Annotated in this window: 10 protein-coding genes; 6 read left to right on the top strand and 4 right to left on the bottom strand. The window is 44.0% G+C overall.

Annotated elements, in window-relative coordinates; all coding sequences use genetic code 11:
- Positions 1 to 18: 18 nt before the first annotated feature.
- From lptC to BacF7301_RS11650, 4 genes are all read right to left on the bottom strand, one after another.
- Positions 19 to 633 (bottom strand): LPS export ABC transporter periplasmic protein LptC, encoded by a 615-nt coding sequence (gene lptC / locus BacF7301_RS11665; RefSeq protein WP_167962975.1) that lies wholly within the window; start codon positions 631 to 633, stop codon positions 19 to 21.
- A gap of 43 nt (positions 634 to 676) precedes the next feature.
- Positions 677 to 2002 (bottom strand): hypothetical protein, encoded by a 1326-nt coding sequence (locus BacF7301_RS11660; RefSeq protein ID WP_167962974.1) that lies wholly within the window; start codon positions 2000 to 2002, stop codon positions 677 to 679.
- A gap of 63 nt (positions 2003 to 2065) precedes the next feature.
- Positions 2066 to 3337 carry a BamG family beta-barrel-assembly machinery protein gene (gene bamG / locus BacF7301_RS11655; RefSeq protein ID WP_167962972.1) on the bottom strand — a complete coding sequence of 424 codons (1272 nt, stop codon included), beginning with the start codon at positions 3335 to 3337 and terminating at the stop codon, positions 2066 to 2068.
- The gene (locus BacF7301_RS11650) at positions 3324 to 4112 is read right to left on the bottom strand and encodes a type III pantothenate kinase (RefSeq protein ID WP_167962970.1); all 789 of its coding nucleotides are present in this window, start codon (positions 4110 to 4112) and stop codon (positions 3324 to 3326) included. The genes bamG and BacF7301_RS11650 overlap by 14 nt, the downstream gene beginning before the upstream one ends.
- A gap of 355 nt (positions 4113 to 4467) precedes the next feature.
- Between BacF7301_RS11650 and lnb the strand changes: the two genes are divergently transcribed.
- The 6 genes from lnb (at position 4468) to BacF7301_RS11620 (ending at position 16673) form a co-directional block, all read left to right on the top strand.
- The gene (gene lnb / locus BacF7301_RS11645) at positions 4468 to 5655 is read left to right on the top strand and encodes a lipoprotein N-acyltransferase Lnb (protein ID WP_167962968.1); all 1188 of its coding nucleotides are present in this window, start codon (positions 4468 to 4470) and stop codon (positions 5653 to 5655) included.
- Entirely contained in the window at positions 5655 to 7229 is a 1575-nt protein-coding gene (locus tag BacF7301_RS11640; protein WP_167962966.1) for an alkaline phosphatase family protein, read from the top strand. The genes lnb and BacF7301_RS11640 overlap by 1 nt, the downstream gene beginning before the upstream one ends.
- A 105-nt stretch (positions 7230 to 7334) precedes the next feature.
- Positions 7335 to 10655, top strand: coding sequence for a preprotein translocase subunit SecA (gene secA / locus BacF7301_RS11635; RefSeq protein ID WP_167962964.1), 3321 nt, complete (start codon positions 7335 to 7337; stop codon positions 10653 to 10655).
- 355 nt (positions 10656 to 11010) lie between these two features.
- Entirely contained in the window at positions 11011 to 12117 is a 1107-nt protein-coding gene (locus BacF7301_RS11630; protein WP_167962962.1) for a DUF6340 family protein, read from the top strand.
- 61 nt (positions 12118 to 12178) lie between these two features.
- Positions 12179 to 12625, top strand: coding sequence for a hypothetical protein (locus BacF7301_RS11625; RefSeq protein WP_167962960.1), 447 nt, complete (start codon positions 12179 to 12181; stop codon positions 12623 to 12625).
- A gap of 10 nt (positions 12626 to 12635) precedes the next feature.
- Positions 12636 to 16673, top strand: coding sequence for a two-component regulator propeller domain-containing protein (locus tag BacF7301_RS11620; protein WP_167962958.1), 4038 nt, complete (start codon positions 12636 to 12638; stop codon positions 16671 to 16673).
- Positions 16674 to 16728: the final 55 nt, after the last annotated feature.

Genomic DNA, 16728 nt, shown 5'->3' with positions numbered 1-16728 from the left:
CAATTGATATTACTTCGCCTATTTCGCAGCATCTTTATTCACAGAATCCGGCAGTGCTTTTGTTTCCGGTTGGGGCGGACCACCCGCTTCATCGTCCACATAGAAAATACCTTCTATATTATGAATGGTATAAACAGTCATTTGTTGGTTGGAGTCGAAGCCATGTCCGGTGATAATCCTGTCAGGTTGTTGGATACGAATGAACTTGTCGGAATACACTTTCTGGGTGGCTTCATTCCAATAGAGCAGTTCCGTATTAAACCGTTCGCCTTTCCGGTTTTGTATATCTACGTTCCCTATCAGCTTCCAAAGCCTTTCTTTGTCATAGTAATAGGCAGTATCCGCTTTGATACTGGCTTCTACATGAAAGATAGAGTCGAACTGTTCGAGATATACTCCTTTTTCAAATGCCCAATAAGAAGGTTTCTTGCGGTCATAAACATCCCACGCTTCCGTATTCACCCTGTAACGTGTCACTCCAGAATCGGATATAAGGGTAGTGACCCCTAATGTCTGCATTACGGGAAGAGAATCGCGTTCGGTGATAGCCTCACCCACCGCTTTCGTCTTACCGCCGCATGAGGGAAATAAAAGAAGCATAACAATTGTCCCAAGGACAATTGTTATGCTCATGCTTTTATGCAACAAACGTTTACTTCGTTTTCGCAACATACATTTATCTAATCGTTGTAGTCTCTCCGATCCAACCGCCGATAGTGATGCGGTCGCCTTGCTTGTAACCTAACATGAAAAGGTCCTTAGCTTGCGGAGTATGACCTGAATATCTGCCAATTAATTTGTTTGCTTCTTCAGCTACACTTGGGTCTACTTGTTTTGCACGTTGTAATTTGTCGATTACTGCAAAATAGGTACACTTGTTCAAAGCGTTTTCGTCGCTCCAGTTAGGACTCATTGCATAAAGATTAGCAATCAGGATGTAAGGAGCACCGTAGTTTTCGTTGAAACCGATAGCTTTCTGGCAGTAAGCTCTAGCCTGAGACAGTTTTTTGGCAGAAGCCAATACGGCAGCAGCAGCATATGCTTTTTCAGCTTTCGCCACATTGTCTGTTTCCAGATTCACTGCTTCATCAAAGAACTTCACAGCACCGTCAATATCACCCTTCTTGAATGCCTGGTAAGCACATCCGGTAGCAGCTTCTGCAGTCGGCTCTATCTTGTATGAATAATAAGCAGCCTGCTGGTAAGCTTCGCTTTCAGTACATTTCATCATTTTCATGATGTCGATAACTTTCTTCAAGTATTCCAAATCTGTTTGGTTAGCTTCCACTTTCGGGCCATAGATACCTTGCAATGATTCGCAATCAGCAGTACCACTGTTTACAAACAGAGCAACCAGATTGTCTTTGATACCTTGCAGGTTTTTCTTCTTCGCTTCGCTAGTTTCAGCAGCAATAGCAGCATCAGCATATTCGGAAGCGGCCAGATAATCCTGGATGAATTGTTCCTTATGGCTAGGATCTGCTTTCAGTTTATCCAATGACATTTGCAGGAAATAGAAGATAGTAGCAGCAGCCGATTCGGCTTTCACTGCGTTAACTGACTGGCTCAACCATTGATAAGCCTGATTAACGTCAATTTTCGGAGCCAAAGCGATATAGTCTACAGCTTTGATACCCAGTGCTTCGTCAGCAGAAGATACTTTTGTACCTTTAGCGAGGAATTCATCAGTGTACTTGATACGCAAATCGTGCGTATTCATCAGTTCATCAAAATATTTCTTGTATTCCGGATTATTCTTGTCCTTGATTTGTGCCATCAAGCCTTTCAGAATTTTATATCCGTCAGTAAAGGTATAGAAACGAAGTGTCGGACAGTTTTCCAACACAGCTTTCCAAGGAGTATACGCATCTTTAAAATTACCTGCACGCACAGCTTCATGCGAAATACTACTGTTTGAATTACAGTTAGACGCATCCTGTGCTATTGCAGTGGTTGCCCCTGCTGAAAGGACCAACATAGCCACAAGCGTTTTAATCTTCATTGTATTTAAATTTTAGTTGTTATTATAAAGTCGTCTATTCTCTCTCACTTTGTTTCAACTTAATTATTCTACCCTGCGTTTGAAGAACCAACGTTCGTTGAACGTCAATCCGATACTCACACGGAAGATATTTTCGTTCACAAAATTCGTTTCCTGTCCACTTACACGGACAAACTGTCCGCTGATGCTAAGGATAGAACGTGAACGGGGTACAGGCAAACCGAAACCGGCAGTTACGCCATATTCGCGGGCAGCCTTTTTACCGTCAATCTTATAATATGGAGTCGTATAATAAGCTCCCAGACGGTATTTGATGTGGGATAGGTAAGAACGTCCTATTAAATTAGGAATGTATTCCGCACCCACTGAGATTTTATGACGGTCATTATAAGCATAAGTTTCCTCAAATTCTGTACGTGTAGCATCATCTGCGGTAGCTACACCGAATTTTGCCTTAGACCATTGTTGCAAACTATAATCCACACCGACTGTCAACCGTTTGTCATAATTGTATGTAAAACCGACTCCGAACATGTTCGGAAGTTCCAGCGTAGCATCCAAATCATGACTGTTAGTTGTACTAGCTTGTGTCGTTATAGTATAATCATTATTCAGCTTATGTTTTGGAGAAAAGACTGCTCCAATTGTCACTGAATGTTTTTTACTTAATTCCTGCGTATATTGTGCACCGAAATCCAGTTTATAGTCCGAAACAGATACCCCTATCTGCTGTATATAAGAGTAAGATTCCGATGTCCCGGGATAAAGAATAGTCCGTGTACGGGTTATATCACCCCAAAAATAAGAAGCATTCACTCCCAGCGAAAGATTCTTTAGTACTTTCACACCGATACCACCATAAAGCTGGTGCAATCCCCCATCTCCTGTAAAACTCCGGGTCTGACCGACTCCGTTTTCAGTTTTACTATCAGACACACTGTATCCCACATTAGAGAATGGCAACAAACCTACACTCATCGCTACCCTTGGATGCAGACGAAACTGCATGGCCAAGTAGTCGAAACTAGAGTTCTTGGCGTTCAGTTTTACACCGCCACCACTAACATTCATATTTTGCAGACTGACGCCCCCTTCAAACAGGAAAGTCAACGAATCAATGGCTGTATACGAAGCAGGATTCAAAGGATTGATCTGTGCTCCATCCCGGAGTCCGAAAGCAATCCCCCCCATCGCCTTGCTATTCCCGAAACTCTGATCGGACAAGTCGCCATAGCCATATCGTGTATAAGGAGAGTTTGTATTATTTTGAGCGATTGCCACTCCGGTAACCATCGTGAGCAAAAGCGCACATAGTGTGTGTTTAAATCCTACCATTATTATAGTTTAAAATTCTATTTAATCCTTTCAACACTAAAAATCTATCTGCAAAGATGACACTTTTTGCGCTGCTATCAAAAGAAAAATCATCTCCGCCCGTTAAAAAAACCAAAAGTTCAGGATATTTATGCTTCATAGACTCAATATAACCTGAAATTTCGTATTCCATGCCTTTCAACACTCCGGCGCGTATAGCGGTTTCGGTGTCCCGTCCCATCGGAAGTTTACGCCCGTTGGTATCTACCATGGGCAAGCGTCCGGTAAACTGGTGAAGTGCCTTGAAGCGCATCTGCATGCCGGGAGAAATATTACCACCATGATACTGCCCTTTCGAGTCAATAAATTCATAAGTGATACAAGTCCCTGCGTCAATGACTAATATATCGTTGTGGGGAAACTGCTCATTAGCACCTATCACAGCAGCCATACGGTCGTATCCCAATGTTTCGGGAGTCTCGTACAAGTTGACCACCGGTAAGGGCGTTTTGTAGTTGAGCCACAGCAAAGGAAACGGCAAAGCTGCCAAATCGGCAAGTATCCGCTCACTCAAATCAATAACAGTAGCCACAATCCCCTGCTCTATCGGGTATTTGGAACAAAGTGTTTTCAGACAATCCAATGATTGATTGGATTCAGTCAACACTTCCACCATCTCCCCATTATTGAAGAGGGCGACTTTCGCCATTGTATTCCCTATGTCGATAATTAAGTTCAATGCATTTTCATCTTTAGCGGGCGCAAAGGTAAAGTAAAAAAAGAGAAGATGAAGCATACAGCCCCAATTATCTTCTTTTTTTTACCTTATCAACACAGAAAAAGTGTGTCGCTCGAACAATATTTATATAGATTATTATATTTAGTATTTATATATGTTCGCCTGGTGGCTCGCCTTGTTTTTCAACAGCCTCATAACACGCTTATTTACAAACAATTATTCACATAAAAGGGTGGCTCTTTTTATGGCTCGGCTTTCAAATGTTTTTTTGGCTCAAACAGAGCGTCTATTTACCCCAAACGAAGGCTCTATTTCACCCAAACAGAGGCTCTATTCAGATAAAACAGACGCTCTGTTTCCCGAATCCAACAAATCTTCGTATATTCGCTGCCAAAATAAAACGAGCCTACTAATGAAACGGTCTTTTTTACATATAGTTTTTTCTTTTTGCCTGTTGCTCCTGCCCTTCGGACAAACAACCGCCAACAGCAATGACTCCATCCGTCTCAGCCTACTGACTTGTGCGCCCGGAGAAATAATATACACCTTGTTCGGACACACCGCTATTCGTTACGAAAATCCCTCACAAGGGATTGATGTCGTATTCAATTACGGATTATTCAGTTTCGACGTCCCTAATTTCGAACTCCGCTTCTCTCTTGGAGAAACAGACTACCGACTAGGAGTTGTCGACTACCCCCATTTTGCAGGAGAATACGCATTCTTTAACCGCAGCGTATGGCAGCAGACTTTAAACCTGACCAATGAAGAGAAAATCAAATTAATCCAATTGCTACAAGATAATTACCGTCCCGAAAACCGGGTGTACCGTTATAATTTCTTTTACGATAATTGTGCGACCCGCCCTCGCGACAAGATAGAGGAAAGCATTGCAGGCAAAGTAATTTACCCCACAGAACCGCAAGACGGTTCACGTTCTTTCCGTGACATTGTACATCAATATTGTAAAGGGCATCCATGGGCACGTTTCGGCATTGATTTATGTATCGGAAGCGAAGCAGACCAACCTATCACGCAACGGCAGATGATGTTTGCACCTTTTTATCTGATGGACGCTTTCGCCGGAGCGCAGATTCAGAATGACTCTATCCGGCGTCCGCTTACAGAAGCCAGTGAATTGATCGTAGACGCGACTCCCGAAGAGGATGAAAGCGGTTGGATACCCACTCCGCTACAATGCGCATTACTATTATTTATACTAACAGCCGGCGCTACCATCTACGGTATCCGGCGGAGAACCGGATTATGGGGAATCGACCTGTTTCTCTTCGGCGCGGCAGGTATCGTGGGATGCGTCCTTGCTTTTCTTGCCCTCTTCTCCGAGCATCCGGCTGTCAGCTCCAATTTCTTGCTGTTTGTCTTTCATCCGGGACAACTTATTTTCCTTCCATACATCATTTATTGTGTCCGAAAAAGGAAGAAATGTTGGTATTTGACCCTGAATCTAGTCGTTTTAACACTTTTTATAGTGCTTTTTCCACTAATTCCGCAGAGATTTGACTTTGCTGTTGTACCTTTGGCACTCTGTTTGCTGATACGTTCAGCGAGCAACTTAATAGTGACATCTAAAAAGAAATAATGAAAGGACTACTAACTTCCCTTATCACCGTACTTACCTTCACAGGGCTACAAGCTCAGTCGCTGCCTACCGCCCCTAAACTTGTGGTAGGATTGACGATTGACCAACTGCGTACGGACTATCTGGAAGCATTTTCGTCACTCTACGGCGAGAAAGGCTTCAAGCGTCTCTGGAAAGAGGGAAGAGTATTCTATAATGCCCAATATACTTTCAGCGGTGTAGACCGTTCTTCGGCTATAGCCGCCATTTACAGCGGCACGACTCCATCCATGAACGGAATCATTTCCAAACGATGGATGGATGCGTCTACCCTGCGCCCCGTCAACAGCACGGACGACACGGCATTCATGGGTTACTATACCGACCAGACGTGTTCGCCCAGCAAATTATTAACTTCCACCATTGCCGACGAGCTCAAAATAGCTACCCAAGGCAAAGGACTCGTATATGCCATCGCCCCCAAATGCGACGCAGCTATTCTTGCCGCCGGACATGCCGGGAACGGTGCTTTCTGGATAAATCCCAACACGGGAAAATGGAGCGGAACCACTTATTACGGAGAATTTCCCTGGTGGGCAAGCCAGTACAATGACCGTCAAGCCATTGATTTCCGTATTGCAAACATGACCTGGGAACCTATTTACCCACGTGGAATGTACACTTTCCTGCCAGATTGGCGGGATATGGTTTTCAAATATAAATTTGACGACGACCGTAACAATAAATACCGACGTTTCATCACCAGCCCTTTTGTGAACGATGAAGTAAATGCGCTTGCCGAAGAAGCATTGAATAAAAGTTCGATTGGCATGGATGATATTACTGACTTATTGGCACTGACTTACTATGCCGGCAACTATGCACATAAATCCGTACAGGAATGTGCCATGGAAATGCAAGATACGTATGTACGTCTCGACCGCAGCATTGCCAACCTGCTCGAAGTGCTAGACAAGAAAGTAGGTCTGCAAAATGTACTTCTTTTCGTCACCTCTACCGGATATACGGACAGCGAATCGGCCGATTCGGGACTTTATAAGATTCCCGGCGGAGAGTTTTACCTCAACCGTTGCGCAGCCTTGTTGAATATGTACCTGATGGCTACCTATGGCGAAGGCAAGTATGTGGAAACGTATCATAATCAGCAAATCTATCTCAACCATAAGCTACTGGAACAAAAACAACTGAACCTAACGGAAGTACAAGAGAAGTCCGCCGAATTCCTTATGCAATTCAGCGGGGTGAACGAAGCATATTCCGCCAACAGGCTTTTACTGGGTTCATGGACACCGGAGATTTACAAGATACGTAACGGATACCACCGCAAACGTTCGGGCGACCTGGTGATTGACATCCTTCCCGGCTGGACGATGGTGGACGAAAACAGCAGCGAAAGCAAAGTAGTACGCCATTCATTTATTCCTTCACCGCTGATTTTCATCGGTCACTCGGTGAAACCGGCTATCATACAGACTCCTGTAACTATCGAACATATCGCGCCTACACTGGCACATTTCATGCGCATCCGGGCTCCCAATGCCTGTTCCGCCGCACCCATTACCGACTTACGGTAAAAGTTTACTCATAAAAACAGGGTGCAAAACATTAATAAATCAGCATTTTAATGTAACTTTGCGCAAGAAATTTTAAATAGATAAATAATAAACATACTTATACAAATGGGATTTAATGAAATTTTAAGCTCGATTTTCGGAAACAAATCCACGCGAGACATGAAAGAAATCAAACCCTGGGTAGAGAAAATCAAAGCTGCTTACCCGGAGATTGAAAAACTGGACAACGACGCACTCCGCGCCAAAACGGAAGAAATCAAAAAATACATCTTTGAATCGGCTGCCGCCGAACGTGCGAAAGTGGAAGAGTTGAAAGCGAGTATCGAAAGTATCGAACTGGAAGACCGCGAAGAAGTCTTTGCACAAATAGATAAAACAGAAAAAGAAATTCTGGAAAAATATGAAAAAGCACTGGACGAAGTTCTGCCCGTTGCTTTCTCCATCGTGAAGTCAACTGCCAAACGTTTCGCAGAAAATGAAGAAATCGTAGTGACTGCTACGGATTTTGACCGTCAGCTTGCTGCTACAAAGGATTTTGTACGCATCGAAGGTGACAAAGCGATTTATCAGAATCACTGGCTAGCCGGCGGCAACGACACGGTGTGGAATATGGTTCACTATGACGTACAGTTGTTTGGTGGTGTCGTTCTGCATAAAGGTAAGATTGCGGAAATGGCAACCGGTGAAGGTAAGACGTTGGTAGCTACTCTCCCGGTATTCCTGAACGCATTGACCGGAAACGGTGTGCACGTGGTAACCGTGAATGATTATCTGGCAAAACGTGACTCCGAATGGATGGGTCCTCTTTATATGTTCCACGGTTTGAGCGTAGATTGTATCGACCGTCATCAGCCGAACTCCGACGCACGCCGTCAGGCATATATGGCTGATATTACTTTCGGAACGAACAACGAATTCGGTTTCGACTACCTGCGTGACAATATGGCTATCAGTCCGAAAGACTTGGTACAGCGTCCGCACAACTATGCCATCGTCGATGAGGTTGACTCCGTATTGATTGACGACGCACGTACTCCGTTGATTATCTCCGGTCCTGTGCCGAAGGGTGACGACCAACTGTTCGAGCAACTCCGCCCGTTGGTAGAACGCCTGGTAGAAGCACAGAAGGTATTGGCAACCAAATACCTGTCGGAAGCCAAGAAACTGATCGCATCGAATGACAAGAAAGAGGTGGAAGAAGGATTCCTTTCCTTATATCGTAGCCATAAATGTCTGCCGAAGAACAAGGCTTTAATCAAGTTCCTTAGTGAACAGGGTATCAAGGCCGGTATGCTCAAGACGGAAGAAATCTACATGGAGCAGAACAACAAGCGTATGCACGAAGTGACTGACCCGTTGTATTTCGTTATCGACGAGAAGTTGAATAGTGTAGACTTGACAGATAAGGGTGTAGACCTGATTACCGGTAATTCTGAAGATCCGACCTTGTTCGTACTTCCTGACATCGCCGGACAACTCTCGGAACTGGAAAATGTGCCGAATCTGACTAACGAAGAAAAACTTCAAAAGAAGGATGAGCTACTGACTAACTATGCGGTTAAATCGGAACGCGTGCACACGATCAACCAGTTACTGAAGGCTTACACGATGTTCGAAAAAGACGACGAATATGTAGTTATCGACGGACAAGTGAAGATCGTAGACGAACAGACTGGCCGTATCATGGAAGGTCGCCGTTACTCTGACGGTTTACATCAGGCTATTGAAGCTAAAGAAAATGTGAAAGTGGAAGCTGCCACGCAGACTTTTGCCACGATTACTTTGCAGAACTACTTCCGTATGTATCACAAGTTGTCCGGTATGACCGGTACTGCCGAAACGGAAGCAGGCGAACTTTGGGACATCTACAAACTGGATGTTGTCGTTATCCCGACTAACCGCCCGATTTCAAGAAAAGATATGAATGACCGCGTTTACAAGACTAAACGTGAAAAATATAAAGCTGTAATCGAAGAAATCGAGCAGTTGGTTCAAGCAGGACGTCCGGTACTGGTAGGTACTACCTCGGTAGAAATCTCCGAAATGCTGAGCAAGATGCTTACCATGCGTAAGATTGAGCACAGCGTATTGAATGCGAAGTTGCACCAGAAAGAAGCTGAGATTGTAGCGAAAGCCGGTTTCAGCTGCGCAGTGACAATCGCTACCAATATGGCGGGTCGTGGTACCGACATCAAGCTGAGTCCGGAAGTGAAAGCTGCGGGCGGTTTGGCAATCATCGGTACAGAACGTCACGAATCCCGTCGTGTAGACCGCCAGTTGCGTGGTCGTGCAGGACGTCAGGGCGACCCGGGTTCTTCCGTGTTCTTCGTGTCACTGGAAGATGACTTGATGCGTCTGTTCTCTTCCGACCGTATCGCAAGCGTTATGGATAAACTCGGTTTCCAGGAAGGCGAAATGATCGAGCACAAGATGATTTCCAATTCTATCGAGCGTGCTCAGAAGAAGGTGGAAGAAAACAACTTCGGTATCCGTAAACGTCTGTTGGAGTATGATGACGTAATGAACAAGCAGCGTACCGTTGTTTACACAAAACGTCGCCATGCATTGATGGGCGAACGTATCGGCATGGATATTGTGAATATGATTTGGGACCGTTGCGCCAACGCTATCGAAAATAATGATTTCGAAGGTTGTCAGATGGAACTGCTTCAGACATTGGCTATGGAGACTCCGTTCACAGAAGATGAGTTCCGTAACGAGAAAAAAGAGGTGTTGGCCGAAAAGACCTTCAATATTGCGATGGAGAACTTCAAGCGCAAGACCGAACGTCTGGCTCAGATTGCCAACCCGGTTATCAAGCAGGTATATGAGAACCAGGGACATATGTATGAGAACATCCTGATTCCTATCACGGACGGCAAACGTATGTACAACATCTCCTGTAATCTGAAAGCGGCTTACGAATCGGAATCCAAAGAGGTGGTGAAATCGTTCGAGAAATCAATCCTGCTTCACGTAATCGACGAATCATGGAAAGAGAACTTGCGCGAGCTGGACGAACTGAAACATTCTGTACAGAATGCCAGCTACGAGCAGAAAGACCCGCTGTTGATTTACAAACTGGAGTCTGTTACGTTGTTTGACGCAATGGTCAACAAGATTAATAATCAGACCGTATCTATCCTGATGCGCGGACAAATTCCTGTACAGGAAGCTCCGGACGAACAAGCCGCACGCCGTGTAGAAGTACGCCAGGCTGCTCCCGAACAACGTCAGGACATGAGCAAGTATCGTGAAAACAAGCAGGACTTGAATGATCCTAATCAGCAGGCTGCTGCCAACCAAGATACTCGCGAACAGCAGAAACGTGAACCGATCCGTGCGGAAAAGACTGTAGGACGTAATGATCCTTGTCCTTGCGGAAGCGGTAAGAAGTACAAAAACTGCCACGGTAAGAACGCTTAAATAATTTACTTCACTTTATTCTTTCAAGAGGGTGTGTTCAAAAAACAACACACCCTCTTTTTTTACATTCTTAGTAATATAAGGTAAAATCACCGTTGGGCAACGATGATTTCACGATTGCCCAACGGTGATTTTGTCATTGCCCAACGGCGAATTCACCATCAGGATGGAGTTTTTTGCTATATTTTCTGACAAGACATACAGAAAGGCCTATCATCCTTTGTCATTTGTTGTCTGATATTTTTCAAAAGCATTATATATAAAAGAAAGTCTCAAACGGTTAAAAACTGTTTGAGACTTTCTTTTATTCTTTCAAAATAGTACTTTTGTTCAAATTACTAAATAGAACAAAACTATGGCAAAATCTTATTCACTGGCTTTCGTTTCTTTGTTCCTGTTGGCATTGAGCAGTTGCCAAAGTCTGGAGCAGATTTCCATTGATTATCTGCAAGCTGCCGACCTGAGTTTTCCGCCTCAACTTCGGAAAGTGGCAGTCGTGAATAATACCAGCAGTACGCCGGATAACAAACTGATAACGCAATCTGATAAAATCAAAGAGAACTCGCCGATAGTAAGCCGCGCAACGGCTTATGTGAACGGAGATACTAAAGTCGCAACAGAGTCGCTGGCTGAAGAGATTGCGCATCAGAACTACTTTGATGAAGTGGTGATTTGTGATTCCGCTTTGCGGGCAAACGACAAGTTGGCTCGTGAAAGTACGTTGAGTCAGGAAGAAGTCCGCAAACTGGCTTCGGATTTGAATGTGGATTTAATCATTGCCGTAGAAAATCTGCAACTCAAAGCGACGAAGACTGTCCGTTATCTGGATGAGTTCAATTGTTTTCAAGGAGCTGTGGATGTCAAGGCTTATCCTACTGTCAGAATTTACCTGCCCGAACGGAGCAGACCGATGAATACGCTTCACCCTAACGACAGTATCTTTTGGGAAGAATTCGGTGCTTCGGCAGTAGAAGCTGCCACGCATATGATTCCCGACAAGGAGATGTTGCAGGAAGCTGCCGAATTTGCAGGAACGATTCCGGTGAAGTATATTGTTCCGGTGTGGAAAAAAGGAACACGGTATCTATATACCGGCGGTTCGGTACCGATGCGGGACGCAGCCGTTTATGTACGCGAAAATTCGTGGGATGACGCATACGAACTTTGGCGCCAGGCTTTCGAAGGTACGAAAAGTGAAAAGAAGAAGATGCGGGCTGCTCTTAATATCGCGGTTTACTATGAGATGAAAGACAGCCTGCCCCAAGCACAGGAATGGGCTGAAAAAGCACAGCAGCTAGCCAAGAAGATTGAGAAAAAAAATGTATCGGAGAATATGCATGCCACCATTGACGATGTGCCGAATTATTATCTCACCAGCCTGTATTTGGCGGAGTTGAAGGAGAGAAACAGCCAATTGCCTAAGTTAAAGATGCAAATGAGTCGATTTAATGACGATTTTTAAGGAAATCGTGTATCAAATCTTATTTTTTTTATACCTTTGAACTAATAAAAAGAAGGAACCCATGAAATTGAGCCAACAATCACTATCTATTATCGAAGCGGCTATCCAAAAAGCGGTCGCTAAATATACATGTAACTGTGAACAAACGACTGTTACTGACATCCATCTTCAACCGGACCAGACTTCGGGACAACTTACTATTTACAATGATGATGATGTAGAATTGGCAAACATCATGATAGAAGAATGGACTACGTATGACAGTGATGATTTTCTGGAAAATGTAGAACCTTCCCTGCGCAATATCCTCTGCAGGATGAAAGATGCGGGTGACTTCGACAAGGTAACGATTCTGAAACCTTACTCGTTCGTTCTGGTAGATGAAGATAAAGAAACGGTGGCTGAACTGTTGCTGGTAGACGACGATACGATACTGGTGAATGACGAGCTACTGAAAGGATTGGATAAAGAGTTGGATGATTTTCTGAAAGAGTTGCTGGAAAAGTAAAATCTAATATATGGCAATAAAAAAGATTCTGTTAGTAGCTTCTTTTTTACTTCTGCTTCTATCGACCCATGCGAACACTGCTTATTTCAAACATTTAAGCGTGCAGGATGGTTTGTCACAGGTCAATATAATATCCATTTATCAAGATGAGACGGGAGCATTATGGTTTGGTTCTTTTGAAGGAATCAATCGATATAATGGCCAGTCCGTCACTGTATTTCACCCTTCCCAAGACAACATAGGTCTGACCGAAAATGAAATTATGGCCATTTGCGGCAATAAAAAAGGGAATGTATACATACAGGCACTGCATGACTTGGTGTGCTACAATACCCGCACACAACAGTTTCATAAATTACGCGCAAATAATGTCTCCAACATATACTACAAGAACGATACGCTTTGGATTGCCGGGCGTAACAAACTGGAGTTCCGGGTGGAAGGAGACTCTACTATCCGCCTGCTCACCACTTTCAAAGAAAATATAAGAGTTTCTTCACCTATCTGCTGCACTGATGACGGATATATATACATAGGTATGAACAAGGGACTTCTACGAATCGACCGTGCACAACCCGAACGCCAACACTCTCTCCTGCCCGACATCAAAGTGCAAAGTCTTTATCAGGATTCTCAAAAGAACTTATGGATATGTACCTCCCACCAGGGAGTGTATCGGCTGGCTCCCGACGGTTCTATCCTCAACTTCCGCAACCTTCCCGATAATACCAACTCATTATCGAACAACGATGTGCGCTGTGCTATCGAAGATGACTTAGGAAATCTGTGGTTCGGCACATTTTATGGACTGAATAAATACAACCCGTCAACACAAGTATGGGAGAATCATGTTCATCAAAATAATATATCCCATAGTTTGAGCCACTCATCCATTTTCGCTCTCTACAAAGATACGCAAGGAGGAATCTGGATAGGGACTTATTTCGGAGGTGTCAACTACTACAACCCCACTGATGATCATACCAGCTACTACGAAGCCAATCCCGATATTCCTCATGCACTCAGTTTCCCCGTTGTAGGTAAAATGCAGGAAGATTCCGAACATAATTTATGGATATGTACCGAAGGAGGAGGACTGAATTTCTTAGACCGGCAAACCCGGCAATTCACCCGATATGTCCACAACAAGGGAGGCTTGTCTGGAATCGGGCACAATAATCTGAAATGTATCTGGCTGCGCAAAGAAACCGGACAACTGTATATCGGTACGCATACAGGGGGACTCACGATCTTTGATACTCGAAAGAAAACGGCACATACACTCAAAAATATCCCCGACAAAGCCAACTCTTTACCCAGCAATGTGATAAATGACTTACAACCCTATAAAGGAAAACTCGTCCTGTCTACCCAAGCAGGAATCGTAGCCATGAATCCGGAAACGGAAACTTTCGAGCCGTTATCCGCCCTGCCGGACGTCCGGAGTCTTATAGAGGACTATATTTATGTAACATTTCATATCGACCGGAATGACAATATCTGGTTAGCCAACGGCAACGGTGGAATGACCCGGGTGAACCTGTTGACAGGAAAAAGACAGAATTACCGGCATGACCTCAAAAAAGAACATAACATCGGACGCTTCAAGGTGTTACATATCTTCGAGAACCACTTGGGCGAATTATTCTTCAGTACGGCAGGATCCGGATTATTCAAGTATGAACCGGAAACAGATTCTTTCTTCCGCTTCGCCATGGAGGACAATCTTCTAATGAGTAATTATTGCTATTATGTCGCCGAATCGCCTTCACACGAATTGTTCGTACTCCACAACCGGGGGATCTCCTGCCTGAATTCTGAAAAGAAGGAACTCACATATACATACGTTATTCCATATATGAGTTTCGGACAAGGCTCATGTATCTATTTTACTCAAAGCGGAGAATTATTCCTCGGTGGAACCAACGGCTTGGTTTCTCTGCCGGGAATACAGAATCTCCCCACATCGAATGATCATCAATTCTACTTCGACCAACTGATTATCAACAATAAAGTGATACAACCCGGAGATGAGTCACACATCTTGTCACAAACTATGCCTTATACGGAATCTATCAAGTTGGCACACAATCAGAACAGTCTTATCCTGGAAGTAGCCACCTCCAATTATACACAAAACAAGTACAAATATGAATATCAACTGGAAGGGTTCGACCGGGCATGGCTTCCGCTACACTCCCCGAAAATAGTATATACCAACCTCGACCCGGGACATTATAAACTGACTGTACACGAGAAAAACGATTCGCAAACAATCTGTGGTGAACGTTCGCTTCATATCTATATCCGCCCCCCTTTCTATGCCAATCTCTATGCCTATTTATTATATATACTGATTCTCTGTCTTGTACTGTATGCTATCATCCGTTTTAACACCCGGCAAGCTAAACTGAAAGCATCATTGGAATTTGAGAAGAAAGAAAAAGAAAGAATCAAAGAAATGAACCAGGTCAAGCTGCGTTTCTTCACAAATATCTCACACGAATTCCGTACTCCACTAACGCTTATCATCGGACAAATAGAGAACTTATTGCAATTAAACAAGCTCTCTCCCTCCATGTACAACCGTCTACTGCGTATTTATAAGAACGCCAGCCACATGCGCACGCTCATCTCCGAGCTGTTGGATTTCCGTAAACAAGAGCAGGGTTATCTGAAACTGAAGGTGGAATGCCGTGATATTGTCGTCTTCACCAAGGAAGTTTACATGTCATTCTATGAATACGCACTCAAGCATCACATCGCATATCGTTTCGAGACTTCCGAACCAAATATTAATCTATGGTTCGACCCGGTGCAGATGCAGAAAGTTATTATCAACCTACTATCCAACGCTTTCAAATATACTCCCGCAGAAGGAAATATCACAGTCAGTATCCGCATGCACTCCCAGCAGGTATTGCTCCAAATCAAGGATAGCGGAACCGGTATCCCACAGGAGTCAATCCATAAAATATTCGACCAATTCTATCAGATAGACGGACAAAGATCCAATTTATCTTTGGGAACGGGCATCGGACTGACCTTGAGCAAAAATATCGTGGAATTACATCAAGGAAATATCCGTGTAGAAAGTAAGGTGGATGAAGGAAGCTGTTTTACCGTAATCCTGAAAACAGGCAACAGCCATTTTAAAGCGGACCAGCTACAAATGGAAAATACATCGGCGTGCATGATTAGCACGGAGCTGATTCCACTGGAGGAACTGCCATTGGAAGAAGAAACAGCAGAACATACACTCACAGAAAAGCCGGTCATACTGATCGTAGAGGACAACGACGATATTCTGGAAATGCTGAAGGAAATATTTCATCCCATTTATGAAGTACATACCGCCGGAAACGGAAAAGAGGGATTTGAACAGGCGTTGACAATACAGCCGGATATTGTACTAAGCGATGTCATGATGCCCGAAATGTCCGGAAAGGAAATGTGTTATAAGATAAAGAACACGGTTAACCTGTCACATATACCTGTCGTACTATTGACTGCGCAGACATCTGTGGAATATACGATAGAAGGATATATGTATGAAGCGGACGACTATATCACGAAGCCGTTTAACGTAAAACTGCTCGTCTCACGCTGCAACAATCTGGTGAAAAGCCGAAGAAAGCTGATTGAGAAGTTCAGAAATCAACAGCCGGCCACTGTGACGGATATTGCCGTCAACCAAGCCGACCGGGAACTTATCAAGAAGGCGACAGAAATCATTTCCAACAACTTTGAAAACCCGGAGTTCAATATGAATGTGCTTGCCGCCGAACTAGGATTGGGACGCAACAAGCTATATACACGTATGAAAGAGATCACCGGTCTGACTCCTAACGAATTTACGCTTAAAATGAAACTCGACGAAAGTATGCGCCTGCTCAAAAACAACCCGGAACTGAATATCTCCGAAATATCCGACCGATTAGGATTCTCAACGACCCAATATTTCAGCAAATGTTTCAAATCCGTCTTCGGAATGGCACCGCTTACATTCCGAAAGTCCAATTCCGCCGCAACAGATACATCTGACTAATCCAATAAAACATGATTTATCTTTCCCGAGGACAATAACACTGGACATTCGGGAC

The organism is Bacteroides faecium (assembly GCF_012113595.1).
In the GTDB taxonomy this organism is placed as follows: domain Bacteria; phylum Bacteroidota; class Bacteroidia; order Bacteroidales; family Bacteroidaceae; genus Bacteroides; species Bacteroides faecium.
The sequence above is the reverse complement of the archived record's forward strand: the minus strand, read 5'-3'. Positions and strand labels throughout refer to the sequence as shown.

Coding starts and splice junctions, on each gene's coding strand:
- lptC (WP_167962975.1), bottom strand. CDS start 633: ATGAGCATAACAATTGTCCTTGGGACAATTGTTATGCTTCTTTTATTT.
- BacF7301_RS11660 (WP_167962974.1), bottom strand. CDS start 2,002: ATGAAGATTAAAACGCTTGTGGCTATGTTGGTCCTTTCAGCAGGGGCA.
- bamG (WP_167962972.1), bottom strand. CDS start 3,337: ATGGTAGGATTTAAACACACACTATGTGCGCTTTTGCTCACGATGGTT.
- BacF7301_RS11650 (WP_167962970.1), bottom strand. CDS start 4,112: ATGCTTCATCTTCTCTTTTTTTACTTTACCTTTGCGCCCGCTAAAGAT.
- lnb (WP_167962968.1), top strand. CDS start 4,468: ATGAAACGGTCTTTTTTACATATAGTTTTTTCTTTTTGCCTGTTGCTC.
- BacF7301_RS11640 (WP_167962966.1), top strand. CDS start 5,655: ATGAAAGGACTACTAACTTCCCTTATCACCGTACTTACCTTCACAGGG.
- secA (WP_167962964.1), top strand. CDS start 7,335: ATGGGATTTAATGAAATTTTAAGCTCGATTTTCGGAAACAAATCCACG.
- BacF7301_RS11630 (WP_167962962.1), top strand. CDS start 11,011: ATGGCAAAATCTTATTCACTGGCTTTCGTTTCTTTGTTCCTGTTGGCA.
- BacF7301_RS11625 (WP_167962960.1), top strand. CDS start 12,179: ATGAAATTGAGCCAACAATCACTATCTATTATCGAAGCGGCTATCCAA.
- BacF7301_RS11620 (WP_167962958.1), top strand. CDS start 12,636: ATGGCAATAAAAAAGATTCTGTTAGTAGCTTCTTTTTTACTTCTGCTT.